This window comes from Micromonospora sp. U21 (assembly GCF_018070045.1).
Lineage (GTDB): Bacteria > Actinomycetota > Actinomycetes > Mycobacteriales > Micromonosporaceae > Micromonospora.
In genome coordinates, this window is the sequence record NZ_JAGPYK010000001.1 from 440,830 (window position 1) to 464,749 (window position 23,920).

Annotated in this window: 24 protein-coding genes and 2 pseudogenes; 19 read left to right on the top strand and 7 right to left on the bottom strand. The window is 72.0% G+C overall.

Annotated elements, in window-relative coordinates; translation table 11 throughout:
- Positions 1-8 precede the first annotated feature (8 nt).
- The 7 genes from KBX63_RS02110 to KBX63_RS02140 all read left to right on the top strand — a co-directional run bounded on the left by KBX63_RS02110 (position 9) and on the right by KBX63_RS02140 (position 6,407).
- Positions 9-1,514 carry a Na+/H+ antiporter subunit D gene (locus KBX63_RS02110; RefSeq protein ID WP_210907290.1) on the top strand — a complete coding sequence of 502 codons (1,506 nt, stop codon included), beginning with the start codon at positions 9-11 and terminating at the stop codon, positions 1,512-1,514.
- Complete coding sequence (locus KBX63_RS02115) at positions 1,511-2,125, top strand: Na+/H+ antiporter subunit E (protein WP_210907292.1); 615 nt, start codon at positions 1,511-1,513, stop codon at positions 2,123-2,125. The genes KBX63_RS02110 and KBX63_RS02115 overlap by 4 nt, the downstream gene beginning before the upstream one ends.
- Complete coding sequence (locus KBX63_RS02120; protein ID WP_210907294.1) at positions 2,122-2,385, top strand: monovalent cation/H+ antiporter complex subunit F; 264 nt, start codon at positions 2,122-2,124, stop codon at positions 2,383-2,385. Before KBX63_RS02115 ends, KBX63_RS02120 begins: the two co-directional genes overlap by 4 nt.
- Positions 2,382-2,744, top strand: coding sequence for a monovalent cation/H(+) antiporter subunit G (gene mnhG / locus KBX63_RS02125; RefSeq protein WP_210907296.1), 363 nt, complete (start codon positions 2,382-2,384; stop codon positions 2,742-2,744). Before KBX63_RS02120 ends, mnhG begins: the two co-directional genes overlap by 4 nt.
- Before the next feature lie 183 nt (positions 2,745-2,927).
- Positions 2,928-4,286, top strand: coding sequence for a hemolysin family protein (locus KBX63_RS02130; protein WP_210907298.1), 1,359 nt, complete (start codon positions 2,928-2,930; stop codon positions 4,284-4,286).
- Positions 4,283-5,347 carry a hemolysin family protein gene (locus tag KBX63_RS02135; protein ID WP_210907300.1) on the top strand — a complete coding sequence of 355 codons (1,065 nt, stop codon included), beginning with the start codon at positions 4,283-4,285 and terminating at the stop codon, positions 5,345-5,347. The genes KBX63_RS02130 and KBX63_RS02135 overlap by 4 nt, the downstream gene beginning before the upstream one ends.
- 130 nt (positions 5,348-5,477) lie before the next feature.
- Positions 5,478-6,407: a sporulation protein gene (locus KBX63_RS02140; protein ID WP_210907302.1), complete on the top strand. Its 930-nt coding sequence runs from the start codon at positions 5,478-5,480 to the stop codon at positions 6,405-6,407.
- Positions 6,408-6,417: 10 nt separating this feature from the next.
- On the opposite strand, the gene leuE is transcribed toward KBX63_RS02140, so the two are convergent.
- Both leuE and KBX63_RS02150 read right to left on the bottom strand, forming a co-directional pair.
- On the bottom strand, positions 6,418-7,089 hold the full coding sequence (gene leuE / locus KBX63_RS02145; protein ID WP_210907650.1) for a leucine efflux protein LeuE: 672 nt from the start codon (positions 7,087-7,089) through the stop codon (positions 6,418-6,420).
- Positions 7,089-8,330 (bottom strand): bifunctional pyridoxamine 5'-phosphate oxidase family protein/GNAT family N-acetyltransferase, encoded by a 1,242-nt coding sequence (locus KBX63_RS02150; RefSeq protein WP_210907304.1) that lies wholly within the window; start codon positions 8,328-8,330, stop codon positions 7,089-7,091. Before KBX63_RS02150 ends, leuE begins: the two co-directional genes overlap by 1 nt.
- Before the next feature lie 34 nt (positions 8,331-8,364).
- On the opposite strand from KBX63_RS02150, the gene KBX63_RS02155 reads away from it, so the two are divergent.
- From KBX63_RS02155 to rny, 9 genes and pseudogenes are all read left to right on the top strand, one after another.
- Positions 8,365-9,705 carry an aminotransferase class I/II-fold pyridoxal phosphate-dependent enzyme gene (locus KBX63_RS02155; RefSeq protein WP_210907312.1) on the top strand — a complete coding sequence of 447 codons (1,341 nt, stop codon included), beginning with the start codon at positions 8,365-8,367 and terminating at the stop codon, positions 9,703-9,705.
- Positions 9,706-10,016: 311 nt separating this feature from the next.
- A complete protein-coding gene (locus tag KBX63_RS02160) occupies positions 10,017-10,736 on the top strand; it encodes a UdgX family uracil-DNA binding protein (protein WP_210907314.1) in 720 nt (239 codons plus the stop codon).
- An 89-nt stretch (positions 10,737-10,825) separates the two neighbouring features.
- Positions 10,826-12,211 (top strand): MFS transporter, encoded by a 1,386-nt coding sequence (locus KBX63_RS02165; protein WP_210907316.1) that lies wholly within the window; start codon positions 10,826-10,828, stop codon positions 12,209-12,211.
- 4 nt (positions 12,212-12,215) lie between these two features.
- On the top strand, positions 12,216-12,416 hold the full coding sequence (locus KBX63_RS02170) for a DUF3046 domain-containing protein (RefSeq protein WP_074318010.1): 201 nt from the start codon (positions 12,216-12,218) through the stop codon (positions 12,414-12,416).
- A 184-nt stretch (positions 12,417-12,600) separates the two neighbouring features.
- A pseudogene (gene recA, locus KBX63_RS36210) lies at positions 12,601-13,452 on the top strand (recombinase RecA); the annotation flags it as partial.
- 3 nt (positions 13,453-13,455) lie between these two features.
- Positions 13,456-14,067, top strand: a pseudogene (locus KBX63_RS36215) (recombinase RecA); the annotation flags it as partial.
- Between the two features lie 171 nt (positions 14,068-14,238).
- The gene (locus KBX63_RS36220; protein ID WP_374102177.1) at positions 14,239-14,739 is read left to right on the top strand and encodes a hypothetical protein; all 501 of its coding nucleotides are present in this window, start codon (positions 14,239-14,241) and stop codon (positions 14,737-14,739) included.
- Positions 14,740-14,753: 14 nt separating this feature from the next.
- Complete coding sequence (locus KBX63_RS02180; protein WP_210907320.1) at positions 14,754-15,452, top strand: regulatory protein RecX; 699 nt, start codon at positions 14,754-14,756, stop codon at positions 15,450-15,452.
- Between the two features lie 621 nt (positions 15,453-16,073).
- Complete coding sequence (gene rny, locus KBX63_RS02185) at positions 16,074-17,840, top strand: ribonuclease Y (protein WP_210907328.1); 1,767 nt, start codon at positions 16,074-16,076, stop codon at positions 17,838-17,840.
- A gap of 113 nt (positions 17,841-17,953) precedes the next feature.
- Here the strand turns inward: rny and KBX63_RS02190 are convergent, their stop codons facing one another.
- The 4 genes from KBX63_RS02190 to KBX63_RS02205 all read right to left on the bottom strand — a co-directional run bounded on the left by KBX63_RS02190 (position 17,954) and on the right by KBX63_RS02205 (position 21,276).
- Entirely contained in the window at positions 17,954-18,838 is an 885-nt protein-coding gene (locus tag KBX63_RS02190; RefSeq protein ID WP_210907330.1) for an amino acid ABC transporter permease, read from the bottom strand.
- Positions 18,838-19,512, bottom strand: coding sequence for an amino acid ABC transporter permease (locus tag KBX63_RS02195; protein WP_210907332.1), 675 nt, complete (start codon positions 19,510-19,512; stop codon positions 18,838-18,840). Before KBX63_RS02195 ends, KBX63_RS02190 begins: the two co-directional genes overlap by 1 nt.
- A gap of 84 nt (positions 19,513-19,596) precedes the next feature.
- The gene (locus KBX63_RS02200; protein ID WP_210907334.1) at positions 19,597-20,463 is read right to left on the bottom strand and encodes a glutamate ABC transporter substrate-binding protein; all 867 of its coding nucleotides are present in this window, start codon (positions 20,461-20,463) and stop codon (positions 19,597-19,599) included.
- Positions 20,464-20,520: 57 nt separating this feature from the next.
- Positions 20,521-21,276 carry an amino acid ABC transporter ATP-binding protein gene (locus KBX63_RS02205; RefSeq protein WP_210907336.1) on the bottom strand — a complete coding sequence of 252 codons (756 nt, stop codon included), beginning with the start codon at positions 21,274-21,276 and terminating at the stop codon, positions 20,521-20,523.
- Between the two features lie 195 nt (positions 21,277-21,471).
- Here KBX63_RS02205 and selD point away from each other — a divergent pair, with 195 nt between their 5' ends.
- Positions 21,472-22,461, top strand: a complete 990-nt coding sequence (selD, locus tag KBX63_RS02210) for a selenide, water dikinase SelD (protein ID WP_210907338.1) — start codon at positions 21,472-21,474, stop codon at positions 22,459-22,461.
- Positions 22,462-22,684: 223 nt separating this feature from the next.
- A complete protein-coding gene (locus tag KBX63_RS02215; RefSeq protein WP_210907340.1) occupies positions 22,685-23,164 on the top strand; it encodes a hypothetical protein in 480 nt (159 codons plus the stop codon).
- Positions 23,165-23,251: 87 nt separating this feature from the next.
- On the opposite strand, the gene KBX63_RS02220 is transcribed toward KBX63_RS02215, so the two are convergent.
- Complete coding sequence (locus tag KBX63_RS02220; protein ID WP_247661448.1) at positions 23,252-23,539, bottom strand: DUF2277 family protein; 288 nt, start codon at positions 23,537-23,539, stop codon at positions 23,252-23,254.
- Positions 23,540-23,709: 170 nt separating this feature from the next.
- Between KBX63_RS02220 and KBX63_RS02225 the strand changes: the two genes are divergently transcribed.
- Entirely contained in the window at positions 23,710-23,898 is a 189-nt protein-coding gene (locus KBX63_RS02225; protein ID WP_210907342.1) for a hypothetical protein, read from the top strand.
- Positions 23,899-23,920 lie beyond the last annotated feature (22 nt).

The following is a 23,920-nucleotide window of genomic DNA, read 5'->3' on the forward strand; positions in this document are numbered from 1 at the left end:
GGGACACGATGAGCCGGCTGCTGCCGTTGCCGGTGGTGATGCCGCTGCTCGGCGCGGCGTTGACCCTGCTGCTGGCCGCCCGACCCGGGCTCCAACGCGCGGTCAGCGTGCTGTGCCTGTGCGGCACCCTCACCGTGGCGCTGCTGCTGCTGGTGCAGGCGTACCGGCACGGGCCGGTGGTGCTGGCGATCGGCGGCTGGCCGGCGCCGGTCGGCATCGTCCTGGTCGCCGACCAACTCGCCGCGCTGATGCTGGTGGTCTCCTCGGCGGTCACCCTCTGCGTGCTGCTGTACTCGGTCGGCCAGGGCCGCAGCGAGACCGGCGAGAGCGCACCGGTGGTCATCTTCCACCCGACGTACCTGGTGCTCACCGCGGGCGTCACCAACGCGTTCCTCGCCGGTGACCTGTTCAACCTCTTCGTCGGCTTCGAGATCCTGCTGGCCGCCAGCTTCGTGCTGATCACCCTGGGCGGCACCGAGACCCGCATCCGCACCGGGTCGACGTACGTGGTGGTCAGCATCCTCTCCTCGATGATCTTCCTGGCCGGGGTGGGGCTGGTGTACGCGGCCACCGGCACACTCAACCTGGCCCAACTCGCCCAGCGCCTCGACGACCTGCCCGCCGGCGTCCGGCTCACCCTGGAGCTGATGCTGCTGCTCGCGTTCGGCGTCAAGGCGGCGGTCTTCCCGCTCTCGGCCTGGCTGCCGGACAGCTACCCCACGGCGCCGGCTCCGGTCACCGCGGTCTTCGCGGGGCTGCTGACCAAGGTGGGCGTCTACGCGATCATCCGCACCGAGACGCTGCTCTTTCCGGGCGGGCAGGCCGACGAACTGCTCATGGTCGTCGCCGGGCTGACCATGGTGGTCGGCATCCTCGGCGCGGTGGCCCAGTCCGACATGAAGCGGCTCTTCTCGTTCACGCTGGTCAGCCACATCGGTTACATGATCTTCGGGGTGGCGTTGAGCACCATCGCGGGGCTCTCTGGCGCGATCTTCTACGTGGTGCACCACATCACCATCCAGACCACGCTCTTCCTGGTCGCCGGGCTGGTCGAGGTCCGGGCCGGCAGTACCGACCTGCGCCGCCTCGGCGGGCTGGCCCGAATGGCGCCGCTGCTCGGCGTGCTGTTCTTCGTCCCGGCGATGAACCTCGCCGGCGTGCCACCGTTCTCCGGTTTCCTCGGCAAGCTCGGCCTGCTCCAGGCCGGGGTGGCGGCCGGCGGGCCGCTGCCCGGGGTGCTCGTCGCGGCCGGCGCGCTGACCAGCCTGCTCACCCTGTACGTGGCCTCCCGGGTGTGGAACATCGCCTTCTGGCGGTCGCCCCGACTGGCCACCACCGAGCCGGCCGTCCGGCTGCCCAGGCTGATGGTCGGGGCCACCGTGGCCCTGGTCGCGTTCGGGCTGGCGCTGACCGTGCTGGCCGGTCCGCTCTTCGAGGTCACCGCCGACGCGGCCGCCGACCTGCGCTCACGCACCCCGTACCTGCGGGCCGTGCTGCCGGGCGGCACGCCGTGACCGGCCCGGGCGGGACGGCCCCGAGCGGCGCCGACGAGCCGGCCGCGCCACGTCGGCGCCGGCTCGGGCGCTGGCGGGACCAGGCACTGGCGCTGGGCTGGCTGGTGGTGGTCTGGAGCCTGCTCTGGGGCGAGGTCAACTGGGCGAACCTGGTCGGAGGTCTGCTGGTGGGCGGCGCGGTGCTGCTGTTCTTCCCGCTGCCGACGGTCACCTTCGCCGGCCGGCTGCGCCCCCGCGCACTGCTGGTGTTCGCGGTCAGCTTCGGCGTCGAGCTGGTCGGCGCGAGCATGCACGTGGCCCGGATCGCGGTGCAGCCCGGCTACCGACCGCGTGGGGCGATCATCGCGGTGCGACTGCGGGTGCCCACCGACCTGAACCTGGCGCTCACCGCGGAGGCGGTCTCGCTGGTGCCCGGCACGCTGATCCTCGAGGTCGACCGGGATTCCGGCACGCTCTACGTGCACGTGCTGGACACCCACGGGCCGGGAGAGCTGACCCTGGCCCGCAAGCGCACCCTCGCCGTCGAGCGGCGGATCGTCCGTGCGGTGGGCTCCGCCGCCGAACTGCGCCGCGTCGAGACCGATGCTGTCGAGAAGGGAACCCTCCCGTGACCACGTTCCTGGCCGTCGTCCTCACCGTCCTGCTCTCGGTGACCGCGCTGCTCGCGCTGACCCGGCTCTACCGGGGCCCGTCGCTGCTGGACCGGGTGATCGCCGCGGACATGCTGCTCGCCACCATGGTCGGGGCGGTGGGCGCCGAGGCGGCGGTCAACCGGCACGCCACCACGCTGCCCGTCCTGGTGGTGCTCTCCCTGCTCGGCTTCGTCGGCTCGGTGTCGCTGGTCCGCTTCGCCGTTCGGGAGCCGGAATGATCGGGACGATCGCCGACTGGCTCGGTGCCGGTTGCCTGGTGGCCGGCGCGCTGCTCGGCCTGGCCGCCGGGATCGGCGTGCTGCGCTTTCCGGACGCACTGTCCCGGATGCACGCGGCCACCAAACCGCAGGTGCTCGGGGTGCTCCTGCTGCTGCTCGGCATCACGCTGCGGCTGCGCTCCCAGACGGATGTCGGCATGATCATGCTGGTGGCGGTCTTCCAGCTGGCCACCGCACCCGTCGCGGCACAGATGATCGGCCGGACCGCGTACCGGGCCGGCCGGTTCGACCGGGACCTGCTCGACGCGGACGAGTTGGCCGAACGCGGACCGGGCGGTGGGCCGGCGGGGCCGGGGTGACGGCCTGGGCCACCGCTCAGGAACCGGACGATCGGCGCCTTCGGCCCACCCTCAGCGGAGTCCCAGCCAGCGCCGATAAAATGGAGGCATGATCGACTCTTCTGCCCAGGAGGGCAGCAGTAGCCAGCCGGGTCGTGCCCGGCATATTCCCGTTCCGACGACCCCGGGAGCCCTGAGCGACCCGTGTTGATCGTCGTCGGTCTCCTTCTGATCATCGTGCTCACCGCCGCCACCGGTTACTTCGTGGCGCAGGAGTTCGGCTATGTCGCCGTCGACCGGGGCAAGCTCCGCCAGCTCGCCGATGACGGCGACGCGGCCGCCGCCCGGGCCCTGACCGTCACCAGCCGGCTCTCCTTCATGCTCTCCGGCGCGCAGCTCGGCATCACCGTCACCGCGCTGCTGGTCGGGTACGTCGCCGAGCCGTACCTCGGCGGCGGCCTCGCCGACCTGCTCGGCGTCGCCGGCGTCGGCGAGGCGGTCAGCCTGCCGCTGTCGGTGGCACTGGCGCTGGTCATCGCCACCGTGGTCCAGATGGTCCTCGGTGAGCTGGCCCCGAAGAACCTGGCCATCGCCCGGGCCGAGCCGCTGGCCCGGGCGCTGAGCCGGTCCACCCTGATGTACCTCACCGTCGCCGGGCCGGTGATCCGGCTCTTCGACCGGGCGTCGGTGCGGCTGCTCCGTCGGATCGGCGTCGAGCCGATCGAGGAGCTGCCCAGCGGCGCCACCCCGGCCGACCTGGAACAGATCATCGCCGAGTCCCGCGAGGAGGGCAGCCTGGATGCGGAGATGTCCACGCTGCTCGACCGGGGGCTGGATTTCCGCGAGCTGACCGCCGGCGAGGCCATGGTGCCCCGGGTCGACGTGCACACCGTACGGGCGCACGAGCCGGTGAGCCGGGTGGTCGAGCTGCTGGACACCGGCCACTCCCGGTTCCCGGTGCGCGGCGCGGAGGGCGTCGACGACCTGATCGGGATCGTCGGCATCGCCGACGTGCTCGGCGTACCGCCGGGGGAGCGGGCCACCACCCCGGTGAGCGCGGTGGCCGGGCCGCCGCTGCTGGTGCCCGAGACGTTGCCGTTGCCCACCGTGCTCGACCGGCTGCGGTCCGGGCATCGGCAGATGGCCTGCGTGGTCGACGAGTACGGCGGCTTCGCCGGCGTGATCACGCTGGAGGACATCGCCGAGGAGCTGGTCGGCCCGATCCGGGACGAGGACGACCCACCGGAGCGGGCGCCCGCCCGGCAGGACGACGGGTCCTGGGTGGTGCCGGCCCGCTGGCGGATCGACGAGGTCGCCGACAGTACCGGCATCGCGCTGCCCGAGGCCCCGGAGTACGACACCCTCTCCGGCCTGGTCATGCGGGAACTGGGCCGGGTGCCGGAGGTCGGCGACCGGCTGGAGATCAGCCTGCTGCCCGAGGGCGCCGACGCCGAGGACGGCGACGCGGAACCCCGGGCGCTGGTCGAGGTGCTGGCCGTGGACCGGCACGTGGCCGACTCGGTGCGGTTGCAGCTGACCGAGCCGGGCGAGGTGCCCGCATGAGCCCCGGGATCGCGCTGTTCAGCTCGGTGATCCTGCTGGCGCTGAACGGGTTCTTCGTGGCCGCCGAGTTCGCCCTGGTGGCCAGCAAGCGGTACCGCCTGGAGCAGGCGGCGGCCAGCGGTGGCCGGGCGGCTCGGGCCGCCCTGGACGGTGTCCGCGAGTTGTCGCTGATGCTGGCGGGCGCGCAGCTCGGCATCACCCTGTGCACCCTGGGGCTCGGTGCGCTGGCCGAGCCGGCGATCGAGCACCTGCTCAGCCCGCTGCTGCACGCGGTGGGGCTGCCGGATGCGGCCAGCCACCTGGTCGCCCTGGTCTTCGCCCTCGGGTTGGTCACCTTCCTGCACCTGGTGGTGGGGGAGATGGCGCCGAAGTCGTGGGCGATCACCGACGCGGAGCGCTCGGCGACGCTGCTCGCGCTGCCGTTCCGTGCCTTCGCCCGGGTGGCCCGGCCGGTGCTCTCCGCGCTGAACGCACTGGCCAACGCGATCCTGCGGCTGGTCGGGGTCAATCAGCAGGATCAGCTGGCCCAGGTGCACGGCCCGGACGAGCTGCGGATCCTGCTGGAGCAGTCCCGCGAGCACGGGCTGCTCGGCGCCGAGCAGCACCAACTGCTCACCAGCTTGCTGGAGTTGCAGGGCACGTCGGTGGCGCAGGTGATGGAGCCGTTCGCCACCATGGTCACCGTCCGTCGGGACGACCCGGCGGACCGGATCGAGCAGGTCAGCCGGGACAGCGGCCGGTCCCGGCTGGCGGTGCTGGACGTGGCGGGCGACGTCTGCGGCCTGGTGCACGTGCGGGAGGCGGTGCGGGTGGTCACCACCGGTCGCGCCGCCACCGCCGGTGAGCTGATGACGTCCGCGTTCACGCTGCCCGCGACGTCCACGGTCACCGAGGCGGTGGCCGCGATGCGGGCGCGGCAGTCCCAGCTCGCGCTGGTGCGCAACGGCGGTGGCCCGGCGCGGCCGATCGGCTTCGTCGCCCTGGAGGACCTGCTGGAGGAGGTCATCGGCGAGTTCGACGACGAGACCGACCCGGTGCCTCGCGGGCGGCGGTTGCGATGAAGCGGAGGGGCGGTTGCTCTTCGTCGAAGTCGAGGTGGCCACGCGCGGGGTCCGCGAGAGTTGAGGGGGCCTCGACCGGGTAGACGCGGCTGGTGGACCAGCGGGGTCCCGTCCCGGAAGGGGGCGCGCGGTGCGGCTGACGGGGGTGTCCCGGGAGTCCGGCTGGACCGGGCTGTCCGTGCAGACCACGCTGCCCAACCCGAGTACCCGTCCGGGCCTGCGCCTGCCCGGGCGGGTGACGTTGGCGGCCGGGCCGGACGACGTACTGGTGCGGCACATCCGGCTCGGCCTGGTCACCACGGTCGAGCCGGACGACCCGGCCGCCGCCCGGCGCCTGGTGCAGTTCTTTCAGCTGCCGATCGCCGGCCGGTTCGTCGTACCGGCCGGTCGGCGGCGGGCGGTCGACTTCGCGTTGCCGCTGCCGTGGGAGACCCCGGTGACCATCTTCGGCGGGGTGCCGCTGCTGAGCCTGCGGATGGGGCTCCGTACCGAGGTCTCCGTCGACCCGGAGCTGGATCAGGGGGCCATGGTGCCGGTCTTCGTGCACCCGATCCCGACTCAGCAGCACGTGCTGGCGGCGCTGGAGACGCTGGGTTTCGTGATTCGCCAGGCCGGGCTGCAGGAGGGTGGGCTGCCGGGGGTGGCGCACACCCTGCCGCTGCACCAGCGGTGGGGCTACTGGGTGGCGCCGCTCTACGCCGGCCCGATCACCGAGCTGGAGGTGATCTTCGTGACCAACTCGGCGGGCCTGGAGGCGATCCTCTGGGTGGACCGCCGGCTGGCGCTGGCCGGGATCACCCACCAGAGCATCAGTCGGTTCCGGATCTGGCATGCGGACGCCGACCGGCGGGACTGGGTCGCCACCGTGGACGGCTGGCTGCGCCAGGCGATCAACCGGCACGCCGCGGCGGCGGCACACGCCGACTGGTCCGCTCAGCTCGACGAGTCCGCCCACGTCAGCCGCCACCCCGACGAGCCGGTCCGGCCCGGCTACGGCGTCGGTGGCACCGCCGGCGCCGCCGGTGCCGGTGGCGGCGGCTCCGGCGGCGACGGCACCTGACCCGGGCGGGTCAGCCGGCGCTGGCGGTGGCCAGTTTGAGGCTGAAGGCGAGGAAGAGCGCGGCGACGGCGGTGGTGCCGCCGGCGGCCAGGCGGCGACGCTGGCGGAACTGCGCGGCCAGGAAGGTGCCCGCGAAGATCAACGCGGTCAGGTAGATCGCGCTGGTCACCTGGGCGATCAGCCCGAGCAGCAGGAACGACAGTGCCGGCCAGGCGTAGCCGGGGTCGACGAACTGGATGAAGAACGAGATGAAGAACAGGATCGCCTTCGGGTTCAGCAGGCTGATAACCAGCGCCTTGCGGAACGGGCTGCGCATCGCCGCCGGCTCGGCGGCGTCGATGAGCCGCGGCGTGCTCGGGTCGTTGCGGTCGCGCCAGCGCCGCCAGGCGCCGCGCAGCATGGTCACCCCGACATAACCGAGGTACGCGGCGCCGGCGTACTTGATCACCAGGAACAGCGGTGGGTACGCCTTGAGCACCGACGCCACCCCGGCGGCGGAGAGGAACATCAGCACTCCGTCGCCGACGAACACCCCGCCCGCCGCCCGGTAACCGGCCGCCACGCCCCGCTTCGCGGCGGTGGAGAGCACGAAGAGCGAGTTCGGCCCGGGCAGCAGGATGATGGCCACGGTGCCCAGCACGTACGTCCAGATGTCGGTGATCCCCAGCACGCCCGCCATCATCACGCCACGGGTGCCGTCCGGTGAAGCCTTTCCCGCAGCCTGAGCTGTGCGTTCGGCCACTCGTCGACGGTCATCGCGTACTGCACGGTGTCTCGCCAGGAGCCGTCCGGGCGCTGCCGGTGCATCCGCAGCACGCCCTCCCGGGTGGCGCCGAGCCGCTCGATGGCCGCCTGCGAGCGCTCGTTGCGGATGTCGGTGTGCCACGCCACCCGCACCGCGCCCAGCTCGTCGAAGGCCCGGCTGAGCAGCAGCAGCTTCGCCTCGGTGTTGATGCCGGTACGCCACCACGGCCGGCCGAGGAAGGTGTGCCCGATCGCCACCGACCGCCGCTCCGGGTCGATGTCGTAGTAGGAGGTGGTGCCGACCACCGCCCCGGTCGCCGCGCAGCGCTGCACCCAGGCCACCCGCTCGCCGCGGTGCTGGGCGGCCAGCGCGGCGGCGATCACCTCGGCGGTCCCGGCCGGCGTGGTCGGCAGCGTGACGCTGAGGTGCCGCCAGACCTCCGCGTCGGCGGTGGCGGTGTGCAGCTCGTCGGCGTGCGCCATGTCCAGCGGCTCCAGCCGGACGTGCTCGCCGGCCATCCGGGCCGGGTCGTGCCAGGGCGTGTGGGCCGTTCGCAGGTACGCCGGCAGCGGCGCGGTGACCCCGGCGTCCGGCTCCGGCAGGCCGGGGGTGAGCCGCAGCGGCAGCACGCCGGCCCAGTGCGGCAGGTGCAGGTCGGCCTCGTCCTCGCGGACCCCACCGGTGCGGGCCCGGACCGACACCTCGCGCAGTGGCAGCGCCAGCACGGCGGTCTCGGCCAGCTCCCGCCGGTTGGGCGGGCGGCTGGCCGCGCTGCGTCCCGCACCGACCTTCTCCACCAGAGCGGTGAGCATGGCGCTCTTCTCCCGCTCGTCGGTGACCAGTCGGGCGGTGCCGAGCGCGACCACCGAGCGGTAGTTGGCGCTGTGGTGGAACTGGGAGCGGGCGTAGACCAGCCCGTCGAGCAGGGTCACCGTGACGCAGACCGGCAGTCCGTCGCCCCGGGCGGCGAGCAGTGGCCGGCTGCCGGTGGAGCCGTGCAGATAGAGCGTTTCGCCGATGCGTACGTGCAGGGTGGGCAGCACCCGCGGCTGGCCGTCAACGGTGAACCCGAGCGCGCAGTGGTACGCCTCGTCGAGCACGGCGTGCGCGGCGGACCGGTCGTAGCTCATCCGGTCGCGGGAACGGCTGGGGGTGGTCCGGGCGGTGGGTGGGTACATGCTCGCCCCTTTGTTCTAGTACAATCTCTTATTTGTGTCAGCACGCTATCAGTTCGTCGGAGCGACGGCCGTCGCGATTTCGGCCAGCATCGAGTCGGGCATCCGTACGGGGGGTCTGGCGCCCGGTGCCGCCCTGCCGCCGGTCCGGGTGCTCGCCGCCGAGCTGGGCGTCAGTCCGGCGACGGTCGCCCGCGCCTACCAGGAGCTGCGCCAACGCGGCCTGCTCGCCACCGCCGGTCGGCACGGCACCCGGGTCCGCCCCCGTCCGCCGGTGGCCGCCCGCCGCTCCGCGCTGCGTCCGGCGCCGTTGCCCGGGGCCCGTGACCTGTCCCGGGGTGAGCCCGATCCCCGGCTGCTGCCCGCCCTCGGTCCACACCTGGCGGCGCTCGCCGCCGAAACCGGCCCGCCGGTCGGCTACTCCGACGCCGGCGTGCTGCCCGAGCTGGCCGCGGCGGCCCGCGCCCGACTGGGTGCCGACGGTGTGCCGGCCGGGGAGCTCACCCTCACCGGTGGCGCGCTGGACGGCATCGAGCGGCTGCTCGGCGCCCACCTGCGCCCCGGCGACGCGGTCGCGGTGGAGGACCCGGGCTGGGCCAACCTGCTCGACCTGGTCGCCGCGCTGGGGCTGCGCCCGATCGGCGTACCGCTGGACGACCAGGGGCCGCTGGTGGCCGGGGTGGCCGCCGCGTTGGCCGCCGGCGCGCGGGCGTTGGTCGTCACCAGCCGGGCGCAGAACCCGACCGGCGCGGCCGTCTCCGCCGCCCGGGCCAGGGAGCTGCGGGCGCTGCTCGCCGGCCGGCGGGACCTGCTGCTGATCGAGGACGACCACGCCGCCGAGCTGGCCCGCGTACCGCTGCATCCGTTGGCCGGCGCGACCGCGAGCTGGGCCTTCCTCCGTTCGGTGAGCAAACCCTTCGGCCCGGACCTGCGGCTGGCCGTGCTGGCCGGCGACGAGACCACGGTGGCCCGGGTGACCGGCAGGACGCGGGTCGGCGCCGGCTGGGTCTCCACCGTGCTCCAACGGCTGGTGCTGGCGCTGTGGCGCGACCCGGCGGTCGCCGAGGTGGTGGAGCGGGCGGCGGAGAGTTACGAGCGGCGGCGCGAGGGGTTGCTCACCGCGCTGGCGGAGCACGGCCTGCCCGCGCACGGCCGCAGCGGCATCAACGTCTGGCTGCCGGTGGCGGACGAGACCAGCGCGGTCACCGCACTGCGCGACGCCGGCTGGTCGGTGGCTCCCGGAGCCCTCTACCGGATCGCCGCCCCGCCCGCCGTCCGCATCACCGTCAGCCCTCTCACCGTCCAGGATCTGTCCTCCCTGGCGACCGCTCTGGCCCGCGCCGCCCATCCCAGCCCGCCCCCCGGCTTTTCCACCTGATCCACGGGATCTGGCTCGGCTGCCGGCCTGTCCGTCTTCGTGGGCAGAAAGCGCGGGATCGCAACGGTTCGAGGCGGTTGGGGTGGGTATGCGCGCCGCCGGAGGTGGATGACATGGCTTCAGGTGGCTCGCGCAAGGGGCTCTGGATCGCGGTGGCGGTGGTGATCATCATCATCGTGATCGTGCTGATCGCGATCGCGTCCGGTGGTGATGGTGGCGGCAACGGGTACTGACGCGGCGCGGGCGAGGATGCCGGCGCTCCACCATGGCGTACCCGGCGGCGGGCGGCGAACGGGTATATAACAGTCGGCATGGCCGAGAACACCGGGAGCGCCCCGGGCGCCCAGCGGTTCATCCCGCCGGGCGCGGACACCATCGACGAGCTGCGCGCCGCCTCGGGCGGCTGCCAGGGGTGCGAGCTGTACCGGGACGCCACGCAGACGGTCTTCGGCCGCGGCGACGAGAGTGCCCGGGTGGTGCTGGTCGGCGAACAGCCCGGCGACATGGAGGACCAGAAGGGGCTGCCCTTCGTCGGTCCGGCCGGCCGGCTGCTGCGCAAGGCCGTCGACGACGCCGGGCTCGACCCCTCGCAGATCTATCTGACCAACGCGGTGAAGCACTTCCGCTTCGAGCTGCGCGGCAAGCGGCGTATCCACCAAACCCCGGACCGGGTGCACATCACCGCCTGCCGACCCTGGCTGGTCGCCGAGTTCGCCCGGCTCGACCCGGAGATCGTCGTGGTGCTCGGCGCCACCGCCGCGAAGGCGCTCCTCGGCCCGACGTTCCGGGTGACGAAGCAGCGCGGGGAGCTGCTGCCCTGGCCGGCGTCGGCCCAGCATCCGGAGGACTTCACCCAGGTGCCGGTGGACAGTGCCGGCAGGGTCGCCGACGCGCCAGAGGCGCGCCTGCTCGCCACCATCCACCCGTCCGCGGTGCTGCGCGCCGACGATCAGGACAAGGCGTACGAGGGCCTGGTCGCCGACCTCACCGTCGCCGCCCGCGCCCTGCCCGCCGGACGCCGGCCGGAGTGACGAGCGTCGGCTCGGCCGACAGCGAAACCCACTGCCGCTGATCGGCACGGGTGCGCGAGGATGGGTCACCCCCGTCCTGAGGAGCGCCGATGGCCACCGACCTGACCGCGCCGCGTACCGTCCGGCCCGACGTCGCGCCGATCCAGCGGCGTACCCTGCGGCTGCTCTTCACCACCCAGATCATCGGCGGCGTCGGCGTGACCATCGGCATCGCCGTCGGCGCGCTGCTCGCCGCCCGGATCGCCGGCACGGCGGCGGCCGGGCTGGCGCAGAGCGCCGGGGTGGTGGGCGCGGCGTTGCTCGCCATCCCGGTCACCCGGATCATGGCGCGGCACGGCCGGCGACCGGGCCTGGTGGTGGCCTACGCGGTCGGGGCCGTCGGCGGCGTGCTGGTGGTGCTGGCCGCGGCCACCCGCTGGGTGCCGCTGCTCTTCCTCGGCATGCTGCTCTTCGGCGGAGGCACCGCCGCGAACCTCCAGGCCCGCTACACGGCGGTGGACCTCGCCGAGCCGGCCCGCCGGGGCCGGCAGCTCTCCCTGATCGTGTGGGCCACCACCATCGGCGCGGTGGCCGCGCCGAACTTCGCCGCGCTGGCCGACCGGGTCACCACCGGTTGGGGGCTGCCACCGCTGGCCGGCCCGTTCGCGTTCAGTGCGGTCGCGTTCGTGCTGGCTGGTGGCGCACTCCTCGGGTTGCTCCGGCCCGACCCGCTGCTCACCGCGCGTCGTCTCGCGGCGGCCGACGCGCCACCCGCCGCCGACGTGCCGGCGACTGTCGTGGCGGCCGAGGCGCCGGCGGACGGTGGCCCGGTCGGTGGCGGTGCGGCACCCGCCGCCGCTCCCGTCGGGGTGCGCCCGTCGCGCGGCGCCGGGATGCGCGCGGCCTGGTCGGTGGTACGCGAACGGCCGGCGGCCCGGCTCGGCATCGCGGCGGTGGCGGTCGGCCACCTGGTGATGGTGGCGGTGATGTCGATGACCCCGGTCCGGCTCGGTGAGTCGCACGCCGACGCCGACGTGCTGCGGCTGGTCGGCATCGTGCTGAGCCTGCACATCGCCGGCATGTACGCGTTCTCGCCGCTGGTCGGCTGGCTCACCGACCGGCTCGGCCGGCGGGTGGTGATCCTCGGTGGGGTGGGGCTGCTGCTGGCCGCCTGCGCGGTCGCCGGCACCGCCGGGCACCACACGCCCCGGCTCTCGGTGGGGCTGGTCCTGCTCGGGCTGGGTTGGTCGGGGACGATGGTGGCCGGTTCGACGCTGCTCTCCGAGTCGGTGCCGGCCGGTGTGCGGCCGAGCGTCCAGGGGCTGTCCGACCTGACCATGGGGCTGGCCGGGGCGGGCGCCGCCATGGTCAGCGGGTTTGTCATGCAGGTGGCCGGTTATCCGGTGCTCGCCCTGCTCGCGGCGGTCGCGACGGTGCCCCTGGTGGCGCTAGCGTTGCGCCCGGTGCCGACCGGGGCACCAGACGAGGAGGGCTGATCACGTGCGGCTGACCGACTTCTGGGCGCGGCTGGAGGAGGCGTTCGGCCCCGGCTACGCGGCCAGCATCGCCCGCGACCAGGTGCTGTCCCAGCTCGATGGACGCACCATCGAGCAGGCGCTGGCGTCGGGGGAGCAGACGCACGTGGTGTGGCGGGCGGTCTGCGCCGCGTACCCCGACCGGGTGCCCGCGCGACTACGCTGAGCAGCCTTTTCGTGGCTTCCGCGTGTCACTTGTCGAGTCGTACACCTGTTCGGCTATTGTCCACAGCGGGGTGCTCGTCCACAGCTCGCGGCCCGTCGGCTGGTTTTCTGTCGGACCCAGCGCCTAGCGTGTCCGCGTGACGCGAAGCTCAGCAAAGACGCCGGCGAAGGCAGGGGTGGCAACCATGGCAGCAGGGCCTGACCGGGAGAAGGCACTCGACCTTGCTCTCGCTCAGATTGACAAGCAGTTCGGCAAGGGCTCGGTGATGCGGCTGGGGGAGCGGCCCGTCATCCAGACCGCCGTGATCCCGACCGGTTCCATCGCGCTCGACGTGGCGCTCGGCGTGGGTGGCCTGCCCCGCGGCCGGGTGGTCGAGATCTACGGCCCCGAGTCCAGCGGTAAGACCACGGTGGCGCTGCACGCGGTGGCCAGTGCCCAGCGGGCCGGCGGCATCGCGGCCTTCATCGACGCTGAGCACGCGCTCGACCCGGATTACGCGAAGGCCCTCGGCGTCGACACCGACGCGATGCTGGTCTCCCAGCCGGACACCGGCGAGCAGGCGCTGGAGATCGCGGACATGCTGATCCGTTCCGGCGCGATCGACATCATCGTGATCGACTCGGTGGCGGCCCTGGTGCCGCGTGCCGAGATCGAGGGCGAGATGGGCGACAGCCATGTGGGTCTCCAGGCCCGGTTGATGAGCCAAGCCCTGCGGAAGATCACCGGTGTGCTCAGCAACACCGGCACCACGGCGATCTTCATCAACCAGCTCCGGGAAAAGATCGGCGTGATGTTCGGTTGCATGTCGTACTCGACCCGGGTCACCCTGGCCGACGGCACGCAGGAGAAGATCGGCAAGATCGTCAACCAGCGGATGGACGTCGAGGTCCTCTCCTACAACCCGGACACTGACCGGGTGGAGCCCAAGCGGATCACCAACTGGTTCAACAACGGTCCGGCCGAGCAGTTCCTCCAGTTCACCGTCGCCAAGTCGGGTGGTAACGGTCGCGCGCAGTTCGCCGCGACTTCCAACCACCTCGTGCGTACGCCCGGCGGCTGGCGGGAGGCAGGTGAGTTGATCGCCGGTGACCGGGTGATGCTGACCGAGCCGCGGCGCCTCAGTGAGCAGCAGTGGCAGGTCGTCCTCGGCTCGCTGATGGGTGATGGCAACCTGTCACCGAATCGTCAGGGCCGTTCCGGCGTTCGGTTCCGCCTGGGCCACGGCGCGCAGCAGGTCGACTACCTCGACTGGAAGGTGTCGTTGCTCGGCAACATCGCCGTGTCACGTCGGGTTGACACCCGAGGTGCTGCATTTGCCGACTTCGCTCCTTTGCCTGAGCTGGACGAGCTCCGTCAAGCGGTCTATCTCGGCGACGGTAAGAAGCACCTGAGCTGGGATTATCTCAAGGCCCTGACCCCGTTGGCGCTGGCGGTGTGGTTCATGGACGACGGCTGCTTCACGCTGCGGTCCAAGGGGCTGCAGGAGCGCACCGAGGGTGGCTCCGGCCGGATCGAGATCTGCGTCGAGGCGATGGCCGAGGGAAGTCGGGAGCGTCTGGTCGAGCACCTGCGCGACGCGTACGGCATGGACGTGAAGCTGGTCGCTCGTGGCACCCGGCAGACGACGTCGATCATCTTCACCACTGCGGCCACGGCGAAGTTCCAGGCACTGATCGCGCCATACGTGCCAGCGGCGATGGAGTCCAAGCTGCTGCCGCGATTCCGTGGCCAGTGTGTCGTTGAGCCGCAGTTCGTTTCGGCGGAGCTCATGCCGGTGCCGGCTCGGATCATCGACGTGCACGTCAAGCCCAAGGCGCGCTCGATGAACCGGTTCGACATCGAGGTCGAGGGCAACCACAACTACTTCGTCGATGGTGTCATGGTGCACAACAGCCCCGAGACCACCACCGGTGGCCGGGCGCTGAAGTTCTACGCGTCGGTCCGGCTCGACGTGCGGCGCATCGAGAGCCTCAAGGACGGCACCGACGTGGTCGGTAACCGCACCCGGGTCAAGGTCGTGAAGAACAAGGTCGCCGCGCCGTTCAAGCAGGCCGAGTTCGACATCATGTACGGCAAGGGCATCTCGCGCGAGGGCTCGCTGATCGACGTCGGCGTGGAGCAGGCGATCATCCGCAAGTCCGGCGCCTGGTACACCTACGACGGCGACCAGCTCGGCCAGGGCAAGGAGAAGGCCCGGGAGTTCCTGAAGGAAAACCCGGACGTGGCGGCCGAGATCGAGAAGAAGATCCTGGAGAAGCTCGGCGTCGGGGTCGGCGCGAGCGACGCCGCCGGTGGCCCGGAGCTGCCGCCGGTCGACTTCTGACCGGTCGCTGACCCGTGGCAGGACGACGCGCCCGTACGGGGCGGGGCTGGGATGCCAGTCCGTCCCGTACGGGCGACGCCAGCGATCCGCCCCGCCCCCGTCGGGGTCGCCGTGGCCGGTCCGAGGAGGCTGACGCGGCCGAGTCCCCAGGGCCACCTCGCGACGAGTCGGAGGTGGCCCGCGAGATCTGCCTGCGCCAGCTCGCCGTGCGGCCACGCACCCGCGCCGAGCTGGCCGGGGCGCTGGCCAAGCGGGGCATCTCCGAGCAGGTCTCGGCCGAGGTGCTCGACCGGTACGACGAGGTCGGCATCATCGACGACGCCGCGTTCGCCCGGGCCTGGGTCTCCAGTCGGCACTCTGGACGGGGCCTGGCCCGGCGGGCGCTCGCCAACGAGCTGCGCCAGAAGGGCGTGGACGGCGAGGTGGCCACCGAGGCACTCGGCGAGTTGGACGAGGAGACCGAGGCGGAGACCGCCCGTGCCCTGGTGGAGCGAAAGCTGCGCACCGCTCGGGGCGAGCCCGACGCGGTCTTCCGGCGGCTGGTGGGCATGCTGGCCCGCAAGGGCTACCCGCCCGGTGTGGCGATCCGTGCGGTGAAGGAGGCGATCGCCGCGCAGAGCGCCGAGGCGGCCGAGTTCGCCGAGCAGATCGACGCCGACGCACTCGCCGATGCCGAGGGCGAGCTGGAGCGGGACAACCACGCGGCCGAGTGAGCGTCCCGGTGGATGCGCCGGGGTGAGCCCGCCGCGTCGCTCGGCGGTGTCCGCAATTGGACGGATGGGTCACACTCGCCCGGGCTGGCTCCCAGGTGGTCGAGCGTCGCCCACTGGGCGGTTGGGCCCGGGTTGAGCAGGCCTGACGCGGTCATCGGGCCGAGCGCTCGCGGAGTTTGTCCGCTCGTGTCCGGCCCGACATCAGCACGCGGTGATGCCGCGGCTTCTCTCCGTTCGGGGGGTTTGATCATGAGTTCTTGACCAGACCGCCTCCGGCGACCTAGCCTCGCCATACAGGCTCACATTGCCCGACCAAGCGCAGGCTAAGCGCACAACATAGATCGCGTAACAGAACAGCATCACTTTGGCCAGCGCAGCCGGCCATTCATCGCAGCTCCGGGCAGGCCGGTCCGGAGCCGGCGCGACAACTGCACCCGGCCGCCGACGATGCCCGCGGGCACCGCCGGCGGAGAGAGCTACCCACGGCCAGTCGCTCCGGTCGGGCGTCCAGAGCCGCAGGAGCGTGCCCTTGGCACGGTCGCTGCGGCGCCGACGTATCCAGGGGGAGGCGGCCATGGCGGGGCGGCACAGGTTCACCGGCGGTCCGCACGAGGTCCCGGCATGAGCATCTTCGACGTGGTGCTCCTCGCCGCCGTCCTGATCCTGACCGTGGTGGTGGTCGGCGCGGTGCTCTTCGGCGTCCGGGCGCTGCGCCAGGTCGGCGCGGCCCCGGTGCCGGAGGATCCGGCCTTCGTCGCCGAGAAGGACCGTCAGGAGCAGTCCCTGGCCGCCCTGCGTAGCGCGGCCGACCAGGCGAACAGCACGATCGACGTGGCGAAGTCCGCGGCGTCGGCCGCCCGGGCCGAGGCCGCCGCCGCGAAAGCCGAGGCGAAGTCGGCCCGGGCGGAGGCCCGCCGGGTGCTCGACGACGCCCGCGCGGAGGCTGACACCGTGCTGGAGCGGGCCCACAAGCAGGCTGAGGCGGACGCCGAGCAGTTGCGCACCACGGCCCGGCGCAGCGGCGAGCGGGAGGTCGCGGTGCTCGCCGCCACGACCCGCGAGCAGGCGGCCGAGGTGGAGCGCCGGGCGGCCCGGATGGACGAGCGGGAGCGGCTGCACACCGAGGAGGTGGAGCGGTTCGCCGAGCGGGAGCGGCAGCTGACCGCGGCCCGCGCCGCCCTCGCGGCCCGGGAGGCCGCGCTCACCCGGCGGGAGACCGAGCTGGCCGAGGCGGAGGAGCTGCGCCGCCGGGAGCTGGAGCGGGTGGCCGGGCTCACCGCTGAATCGGCGCGGCTGGAGCTGATCGAGGTGATCGAGACGCAGGCCAAGCGGGAGGCGGCGCTGCTGGTGCGGGACATCGAGTCCGACGCACGCAACACCGCCGAGCAACGGGCCCGGCACATCGTGGTCGACGCGATCCAGCGGGTGGCCAGCGAACAGACCGCGGAGAGCGTGGTCAGCGTCCTGCACCTCCCCGGCGACGAGATGAAGGGGCGCATCATCGGCCGGGAGGGGCGCAACATCCGCGCCTTCGAGTCGGTGACCGGGGTCAACCTGATCATCGACGACACCCCGGAGGCGGTGCTGCTCTCCTGCTTCGACCCGGTACGCCGGGAGGTCGGCCGGCTCACCCTGGAGAAGCTGGTGCTGGACGGGCGGATCCACCCGCACCGGATCGAGGAGGTCTACGACCTGGCGCGGCACGAGGTGGAGGAGCTCTGCCACCGGGCCGCCGAGGACGCCCTGGTCGAGGTCGGCATCACCGAGATCCACCCGGAGCTGGTCACCCTGCTGGGCCGGTTGCGCTACCGCACCTCGTACGGGCAGAACGTGCTCAAGCACCTGGTCGAGACCGCGCACATCGCCGGCATCATGGCAGCCGAGCTGCGGCTGGACGTGCCCACCATCAAGCGGTCGGCGTTCCTGCACGACATCGGCAAGGCGCTCACCCACGAGGTGGAGGGCAGCCACGCCATCATCGGCGCCGACCTGGCCCGCAAGTACGGCGAGCACGAGGACGTGGTGCACGCCATCGAGGCGCACCACAACGAGGTGCCCCCGCAGACCATCGAGGCCGTCCTCACCCAGGCGTCCGACGCCTGCTCCGGTGGTCGGCCGGGCGCGCGCCGCGAGAGCCTGGAGGCGTACGTCAAGCGGCTGGAGCGGATCGAGGAGATCGCCGCCAGCAAGCTCGGCGTGGACAAGGTCTTCGCGATGCAGGCCGGCCGGGAGATCCGGGTGATGGTCAAGCCGGACGACGTGGACGACATCGGCGCGGCCGTGCTGGCCCGGGACGTGGCCAAGCAGATCGAGGAGGAGCTGACCTACCCGGGTCAGATCCGGGTCACCGTGGTCCGCGAGTCCCGGGTCACCGAGATCGCCCGCTGACCTGCGACCGCACGACGGGCGGGTGGCATGGCCACCCGCCCGTCGATGTATCTCACCGGCGTGCCGCCGGGCCGGTGCCCTGCCGGGTCCGGTCCGCCGCTGCCGCGGGTCGGTCAGCCCTGCGGCTCGACGACGGCGATGCCGCCGGCCGGGTTGGCACCGGTGGCGATCCGCCGCTGCGCACGGAACCCGCGCCGCTGGCTGCGCTGGTCCAGCCAGCTGGCCAGCGCGCTGAGCAGCGAGTTGATCACGATGTAGATGGCGGCCGCCACGATCGCGGCGGCGACGATGTTGCCGCGGTTCGCGGCGAGGTCGTTGACGCCGCGCTGCATCAGCTCCGGGAAGGCCACGATGTAGCCGAGCGCGGTGTCCTTGAGCAGCACCACCAGCTGGCTGACGATGACCGGCAGCATGGCCCGGGCGGCCTGCGGGATCAGGATGAGCCGCATCACCTGGCTCTTGCGCAGGCCGACGGCGTAGGCAGCCTCGGCCTGCCCGCCCGGGACCGACCGGATGCCGGCGCGGAACGCCTCGGCGAGCACCGAGCCGTTGTAGAGCGTCAACCCGGCGACCACGGCCCAGAACGCCGGCACCGGAGCCTGAATGAGGAAGGGCACGCCGTAGAAGATGAAGAAGATCATCAGCAGCAGCGGCACGGCCCGGAAGAACTCGACGACGGCGCCGGCCGGGATGCTGATCCACCGGCGTTCGGAGAGCCTGCCGACCGCGAAGATGATGCCGAACGCGAGCGAGAGCACCATGCCGGTGAGCGCGGCGAACAGCGTCTGCCGCAGGCCGGGCAGGATGAACTGGGTCCAGGTCGCCCCTTCGGTGAAGGGCTGCCAGAGCGCGCCCTCCCACTGCCCGGCCTGGTCGAACTTGGCGTAGACCCACCAGAGCAGGCCGGCCAGGGCGACGCCGAAGATCACGGTGAGCACCGCGTTGCGGACCCGGGCCCGCGGGCCGGGGTGGTCGTAGAGAACCGTGTTGGCGCTCATCAGCGCTTCACCGCCAGACGGTTGGCCAGCCACCCGAAGAAGTAGCCGGTGGGGATCAGGAACGCGGCGAACGTGCCGGCGAAGACCAGGAAGATCGGGATGACCGCGTCGCCGTTGCTGTTGATGAGGTCCTTCATCACGTTCGAGGACTCCATCAGGCCGATGGTGCCGACGATCGTGGCGTTCTTGCAGAGTGCGATGAGGATGCTGCCCAGCGGCGCGACCACGGAGCGTGTCGCCTGTGGCAGCACCACGATCCGCAGGGTCTGGGCGAAGGTGAGGCCGATCGCCCGGGCGGCCTCCGCCTGCCCGGCGGGCACGGTGTTGACCCCGGACCGCAGCGCCTCGCAGACGAAGGCGGCCGTGTACGCCGACAGGCCGATGACTCCGAGCCAGAAGTTGTTCAGATCCAGGTCGTCGGCGAGGCTCAGCCCGAGGGTGGAGTAGAGCCCGAAGAAGCAGAAGAAGATGACCAGGGTGAGCGGCGTGTTGCGGAAGGTGTTGACCCAGGCTGCCCCGAAGCCGCGCAGCACGGGTACCGGTGAGACCCGCATGGCGGCGAGCAGCACGCCGAGCACCAGCGCGAGCACCGCCGACGCGCCGGTCAGCTTGAGGATCCAGAAGAAACTCGACAGGTAGGCGTCGAAGTTCGTCGGATCAGCGAATACGTGCATGCGTCGGCTCCCGGGGTCAGGTCGTCGGCGTCGTGACGGGCCGGGGGCCGGCACCCACGATCAGGTGCCGGCCCCCGGGACCGGTCAGACGCTGCCGCAGTTGGTCAGCTTGGTGGTGTCCAGCTCGGGCGCGGCCTTGCCGCTCTTGCCCAGGCTGGTGTCCCAGGCGGCCTTGTAGGTGCCGTCGGCGGCGGCGGCCTTGAGGATCTCGTTGACCTTCTCGCAGCCGTCCTTGTCGTCCTTCTTCAGGCCGATGCCGTAGGGCTCGGTGGAGAAGGTCTTGCCGACGACCTTGAACTTGCCGGCGAACTGCGACTGGGCGGCGTAGCCGGCGAGGATGATGTCGTCGGTGGTGACGGCGTCGACCTGGCCGTTCTCCAGCAGCGGCAGGCACTTCGAGTACGAGTCGAACTGCTGCAGCCGGGCCTTCGGGTAGTCCGTCTGGATCCGCTTGGCGGGCGTGGATCCGGAGGCCGAGCAGACCGTCTTGCCGTCCAGACCCTCCGGGCCGGCGATCGTCGAGTCGGACTTGACCAGCAGGTCCTGACCGGCGATGAAGTACGGGCCGGCGAAGTTCACCTTCTGCTTGCGCTCGTCGTTGATGGTGTACGTCGCCACCACCAGGTCGACGGTGCCCTGCTGGATGAAGGGCTCCCGGTTGTTGGAGACCGTGGTCTTCCACTCGATGTTGTTGGCGTCGACGCCGAGGCCCTTGGCGATGATCTTGCCAATCTCGATGTCGAAGCCCTCGTACTGGCTGCCGGTCTGCAGACCCAGGCCCGGCTGGTCGGCCTTGACGCCGATCACGAGCTTCTTCTGGCTCTCCGCCTTGCCGACGATGCCCTTGGCGCCCGAGCTGCTGGTGCCGCTGCCCTCATCGCCGCCGCAGGCGGTCATGGTGATGGCCAGAGCGGCGACCGCGGCGACCGCCGCAACGCGCTTGATACGCATACTCTTCTCCTTCTTCAACGGGGCCCGCCGGTGGCCGGCGTGCTCCACTACGGACGCCTAGTGCGTGAGGATCTTGGAGAGGAAGTCCTTCGCCCGGTCGCTGCGCGGGTTGGCGAAGAACTCCCCCGGCGGGGCGTCCTCGACCAGTTGGCCGTCGGCCATGAAGATGACCCGGTTCGCGGCGTGCCGCGCGAAGCCCATCTCGTGGGTGACCACGACCATCGTCATGCCGTCGCGGGCCAGTGAGGTCATCACGTCCAGCACCTCGCCGACCATCTCCGGGTCCAGCGCGCTGGTCGGCTCGTCGAAGAGCATCGCCTTGGGCTGCATGGCCAGCGCCCGGGCGATGGCCACCCGCTGCTGCTGGCCGCCGGAGAGCTGGGCCGGGAACTTGTCCGCCTGGTTGGCGATGCCGACCCGGTCGAGCAGGGCCAGGCCGCGCTCACGGGCCGCGGCCGGCTTCTCCTTGCGGACCTTGATCGGGCCGAGGGTGACGTTCTCCAGGATGGTCTTGTGGGCGAAGAGGTTGAAGGACTGGAAGACCATCCCGACCTCACTGCGCAGCTTCGCGAGCGGCTTGCCCTCGGCCGGCAGCGGCTGCCCGTCGAAGGTGATGGTGCCGGAGCTGATCGGTTCCAGTCGGTTGATGGCGCGGCACAGCGTCGACTTGCCGGAGCCGGACGGGCCGATCACCACGACCACCTCGCCCCGGCCCACCGACAGCGAGACGTCGTCCAGCACGTGCAGCGGCCCGAACCACTTGTTGACCGCGTCCAGCACGATGAGCGGTTCGCCCGTCGTCACGTCGTCCACCGTCCCTGTCGTCTCCCGGATGTGGGGTCAGTTGACCCCCGGTGCGGCCACTGTAGGCGGCGTGATGTGGCGGAACGCAACCTGGCGGGTCACGGAGCGGTAACACCGGTCACGATCGTTCTCGGGCGTCCGATTTTGGTCACCGGATGGGTGGTCGCGGTGGCGATCGTGGCGCCTTGTCGCGATCATGGGGGGATGACCGAACCGGTACGGTTGACCAAGTACGCCCGTGGCGGTGGCTGCGCCTGCAAGATCCCGCCGGGTGAGCTGGAGATCATGGTGGCCGGTCTCGGCCCGGCCACCGGCACCGCTGAGCTGCTGGTCGGGTTGGACCACGGCGACGACGCGGCGGTGGTCCGTCTGGATGAGCGGACCGGCCTGGTGAGTACCGCCGACTTCTTCACGCCGGTGGTCGACGACGCGTACGACTGGGGGCGGATCGCCGCGGCCAATGCGCTCTCCGACGTGTACGCGATGGGCGGTGTCCCGCTGGTCGCGCTCAACCTGCTCTGCTGGCCGCGCGATGTGCTGCCGCTGGAGCTGGCCCGCGAGGTGCTGCGGGGTGGCCAGGACGTGGCCCGCGAGGCCGGTTGCCACCTGGCCGGTGGGCACAGCGTGGACGACGACGGTCCGAAGTACGGCCTGGCGGTCACCGGCACCGTCCGGCCGGAGGAGCTGATCACCCTCGACGCGGGCCGGGCCGGGGTGCCGCTGTCGCTGACCAAGCCGCTCGGGGTGGGCGTGCTGAACACCCGGCACAAGGCCACCGGCGAGATCTTCCCGGAGGCGGTGGCCACGATGAGCGCGCTCAACCGGGACGCCGCCCGGGCCGCGGTCGCGGCTGGCATCCGCTGCGGCACCGACGTGACGGGGTTCGGCCTGCTCGGGCACGCCTCGAAGCTGGCCCGGGCCAGCCGGCTGACGGTGGCCATCGACACCGCGCGGGTGCCCTACCTGCCGGGTGCGCGGGAGGCCCTGCGTGACGGGTACGTCAGCGGCGGCAGCCGGCGCAACCTGGACTGGGTCACCCCCTGGACCGACTTCGGCGCCGTGGGCGAGGACGAGCGTTTGCTGCTGGCCGACGCGCAGACCTCCGGCGGCCTGTTGGTCGCCGGTGAGCTGCCGGGCGCGCCCGTGGTGGGTGAGCTGCTGCCGCGCGGCGAGCACCTGGTCGTTCTGCGCTGACCGTCGACGCCGGTCTGGAACACGTGCCGCCGAGCGTGCGGACGGCGCACCATACCCGATAAACTGTCACCTTCCCGCTACTCTCAGCATTGGCACTCAGGGAAATTTTGCCCGGAATGGTCACAGACCGGTAACTTGCCCCCGGCTGAGGTCATATGCCCCCCACCATCGTCAGTAAGGCCCGATCCGGAGGCCGGTGGGACGAACGCAGCGAGGAGGCGGAATGACCGAGCTGTGGAACTGGAGAATCGAGCGGGTACGACCCGTCGAGGTCTACCCGGCGCTGGCCGAGGCGCTCGGCCGCGTGGTGATGCCGTTGGCGGTGGCCGACCCGGCCCGGCTGCCGGCGTACGCCGTGGTCTGCGACGTCTGGCAGGCGCCGGGCGAGTTCGCGACGATCGTGGACTGTTACGGGGTGCCCGAGCGGCTTCCCGAGCACGCCAGCATCGCCGCACTGGCCCGTTTGCTGGACCGCAACTGCCTGCTGCGCGACGACACGCTCGACGCCGGCCGGCACCTGCTCGTCACCCCGGACGGCACGGTCCGCCCGGTGCACTTCGACATCCGGGACACCGACGACGGCGAGGTGCTCAGCAGGCAGCGGCTCTGCACGCTGGCCGACCCAGGCTGCCGGGGCTGGTCGCAGTGCCACCGCTCACGGTGGGCGCCCGACACGGTCGCCCCGGCCCTAGCCGCGGCCTGACCCCGACCGGGCCGCGCGCCGGCGGCTCCCTGCTCGTCGATCTAGGAAAGATCGCTGCTCAGGGAGATCCACTGGCAGCAACGTGCCCTAGATCGACGCGGAGGGGGCGGCCGACGCGGAGGGGGCGGTGGGGGCGGCGGGGGCTGGCCGGTCCGCTGTGGTGGGCCCGGCTCCTCTGACCACCAACTGGTCTAGCAGGGTGCGGGTCGCCTCGGTCACGGCAGCCACCGCGGCGTCGAACGCGGCGGCGTTGTGCGCGGCGGGCGCCCGGAAGCCCGAGATCTTCCGGACGTACTGCAACGCCGCCGCCTCGATGTCCGCCTCGGTCACCTGCGGGGTGAACGGCTCACGCAGCGTCTTGATGCTCCGGCACATGTGACACTCCTCGTCTGTCGCTGTCGACACCGCGGCTGCCACCGGCGGTGCCGGTGGCTGCACCGACGGTGACACTGGGTCGATATTTGTCTATCCTGGTCACGGACCAGAGCCTTTCGAGCCATTGTCGCCGCTCGCGCTCCCGCGCCCCGGGCCCCCGGAGACTCATTGTGGACCATGCCCCCACCCGCCCATCCCGTCCCGACCTCGACGATCTGACGCGTAGCCTGCACACTCCGCTGGAGCGGATCGCCGTCGAGCATGCCGACCTGGTCGCGACTGTTCGGCAGCGCGTCCTCGCCGGTGGGTCGATGCCCTCGGGCGCCGTTCCCGTCGCCGCCTTCAACTCGTCCATCTGATCGATGGCCTGCCGGTGTGGTT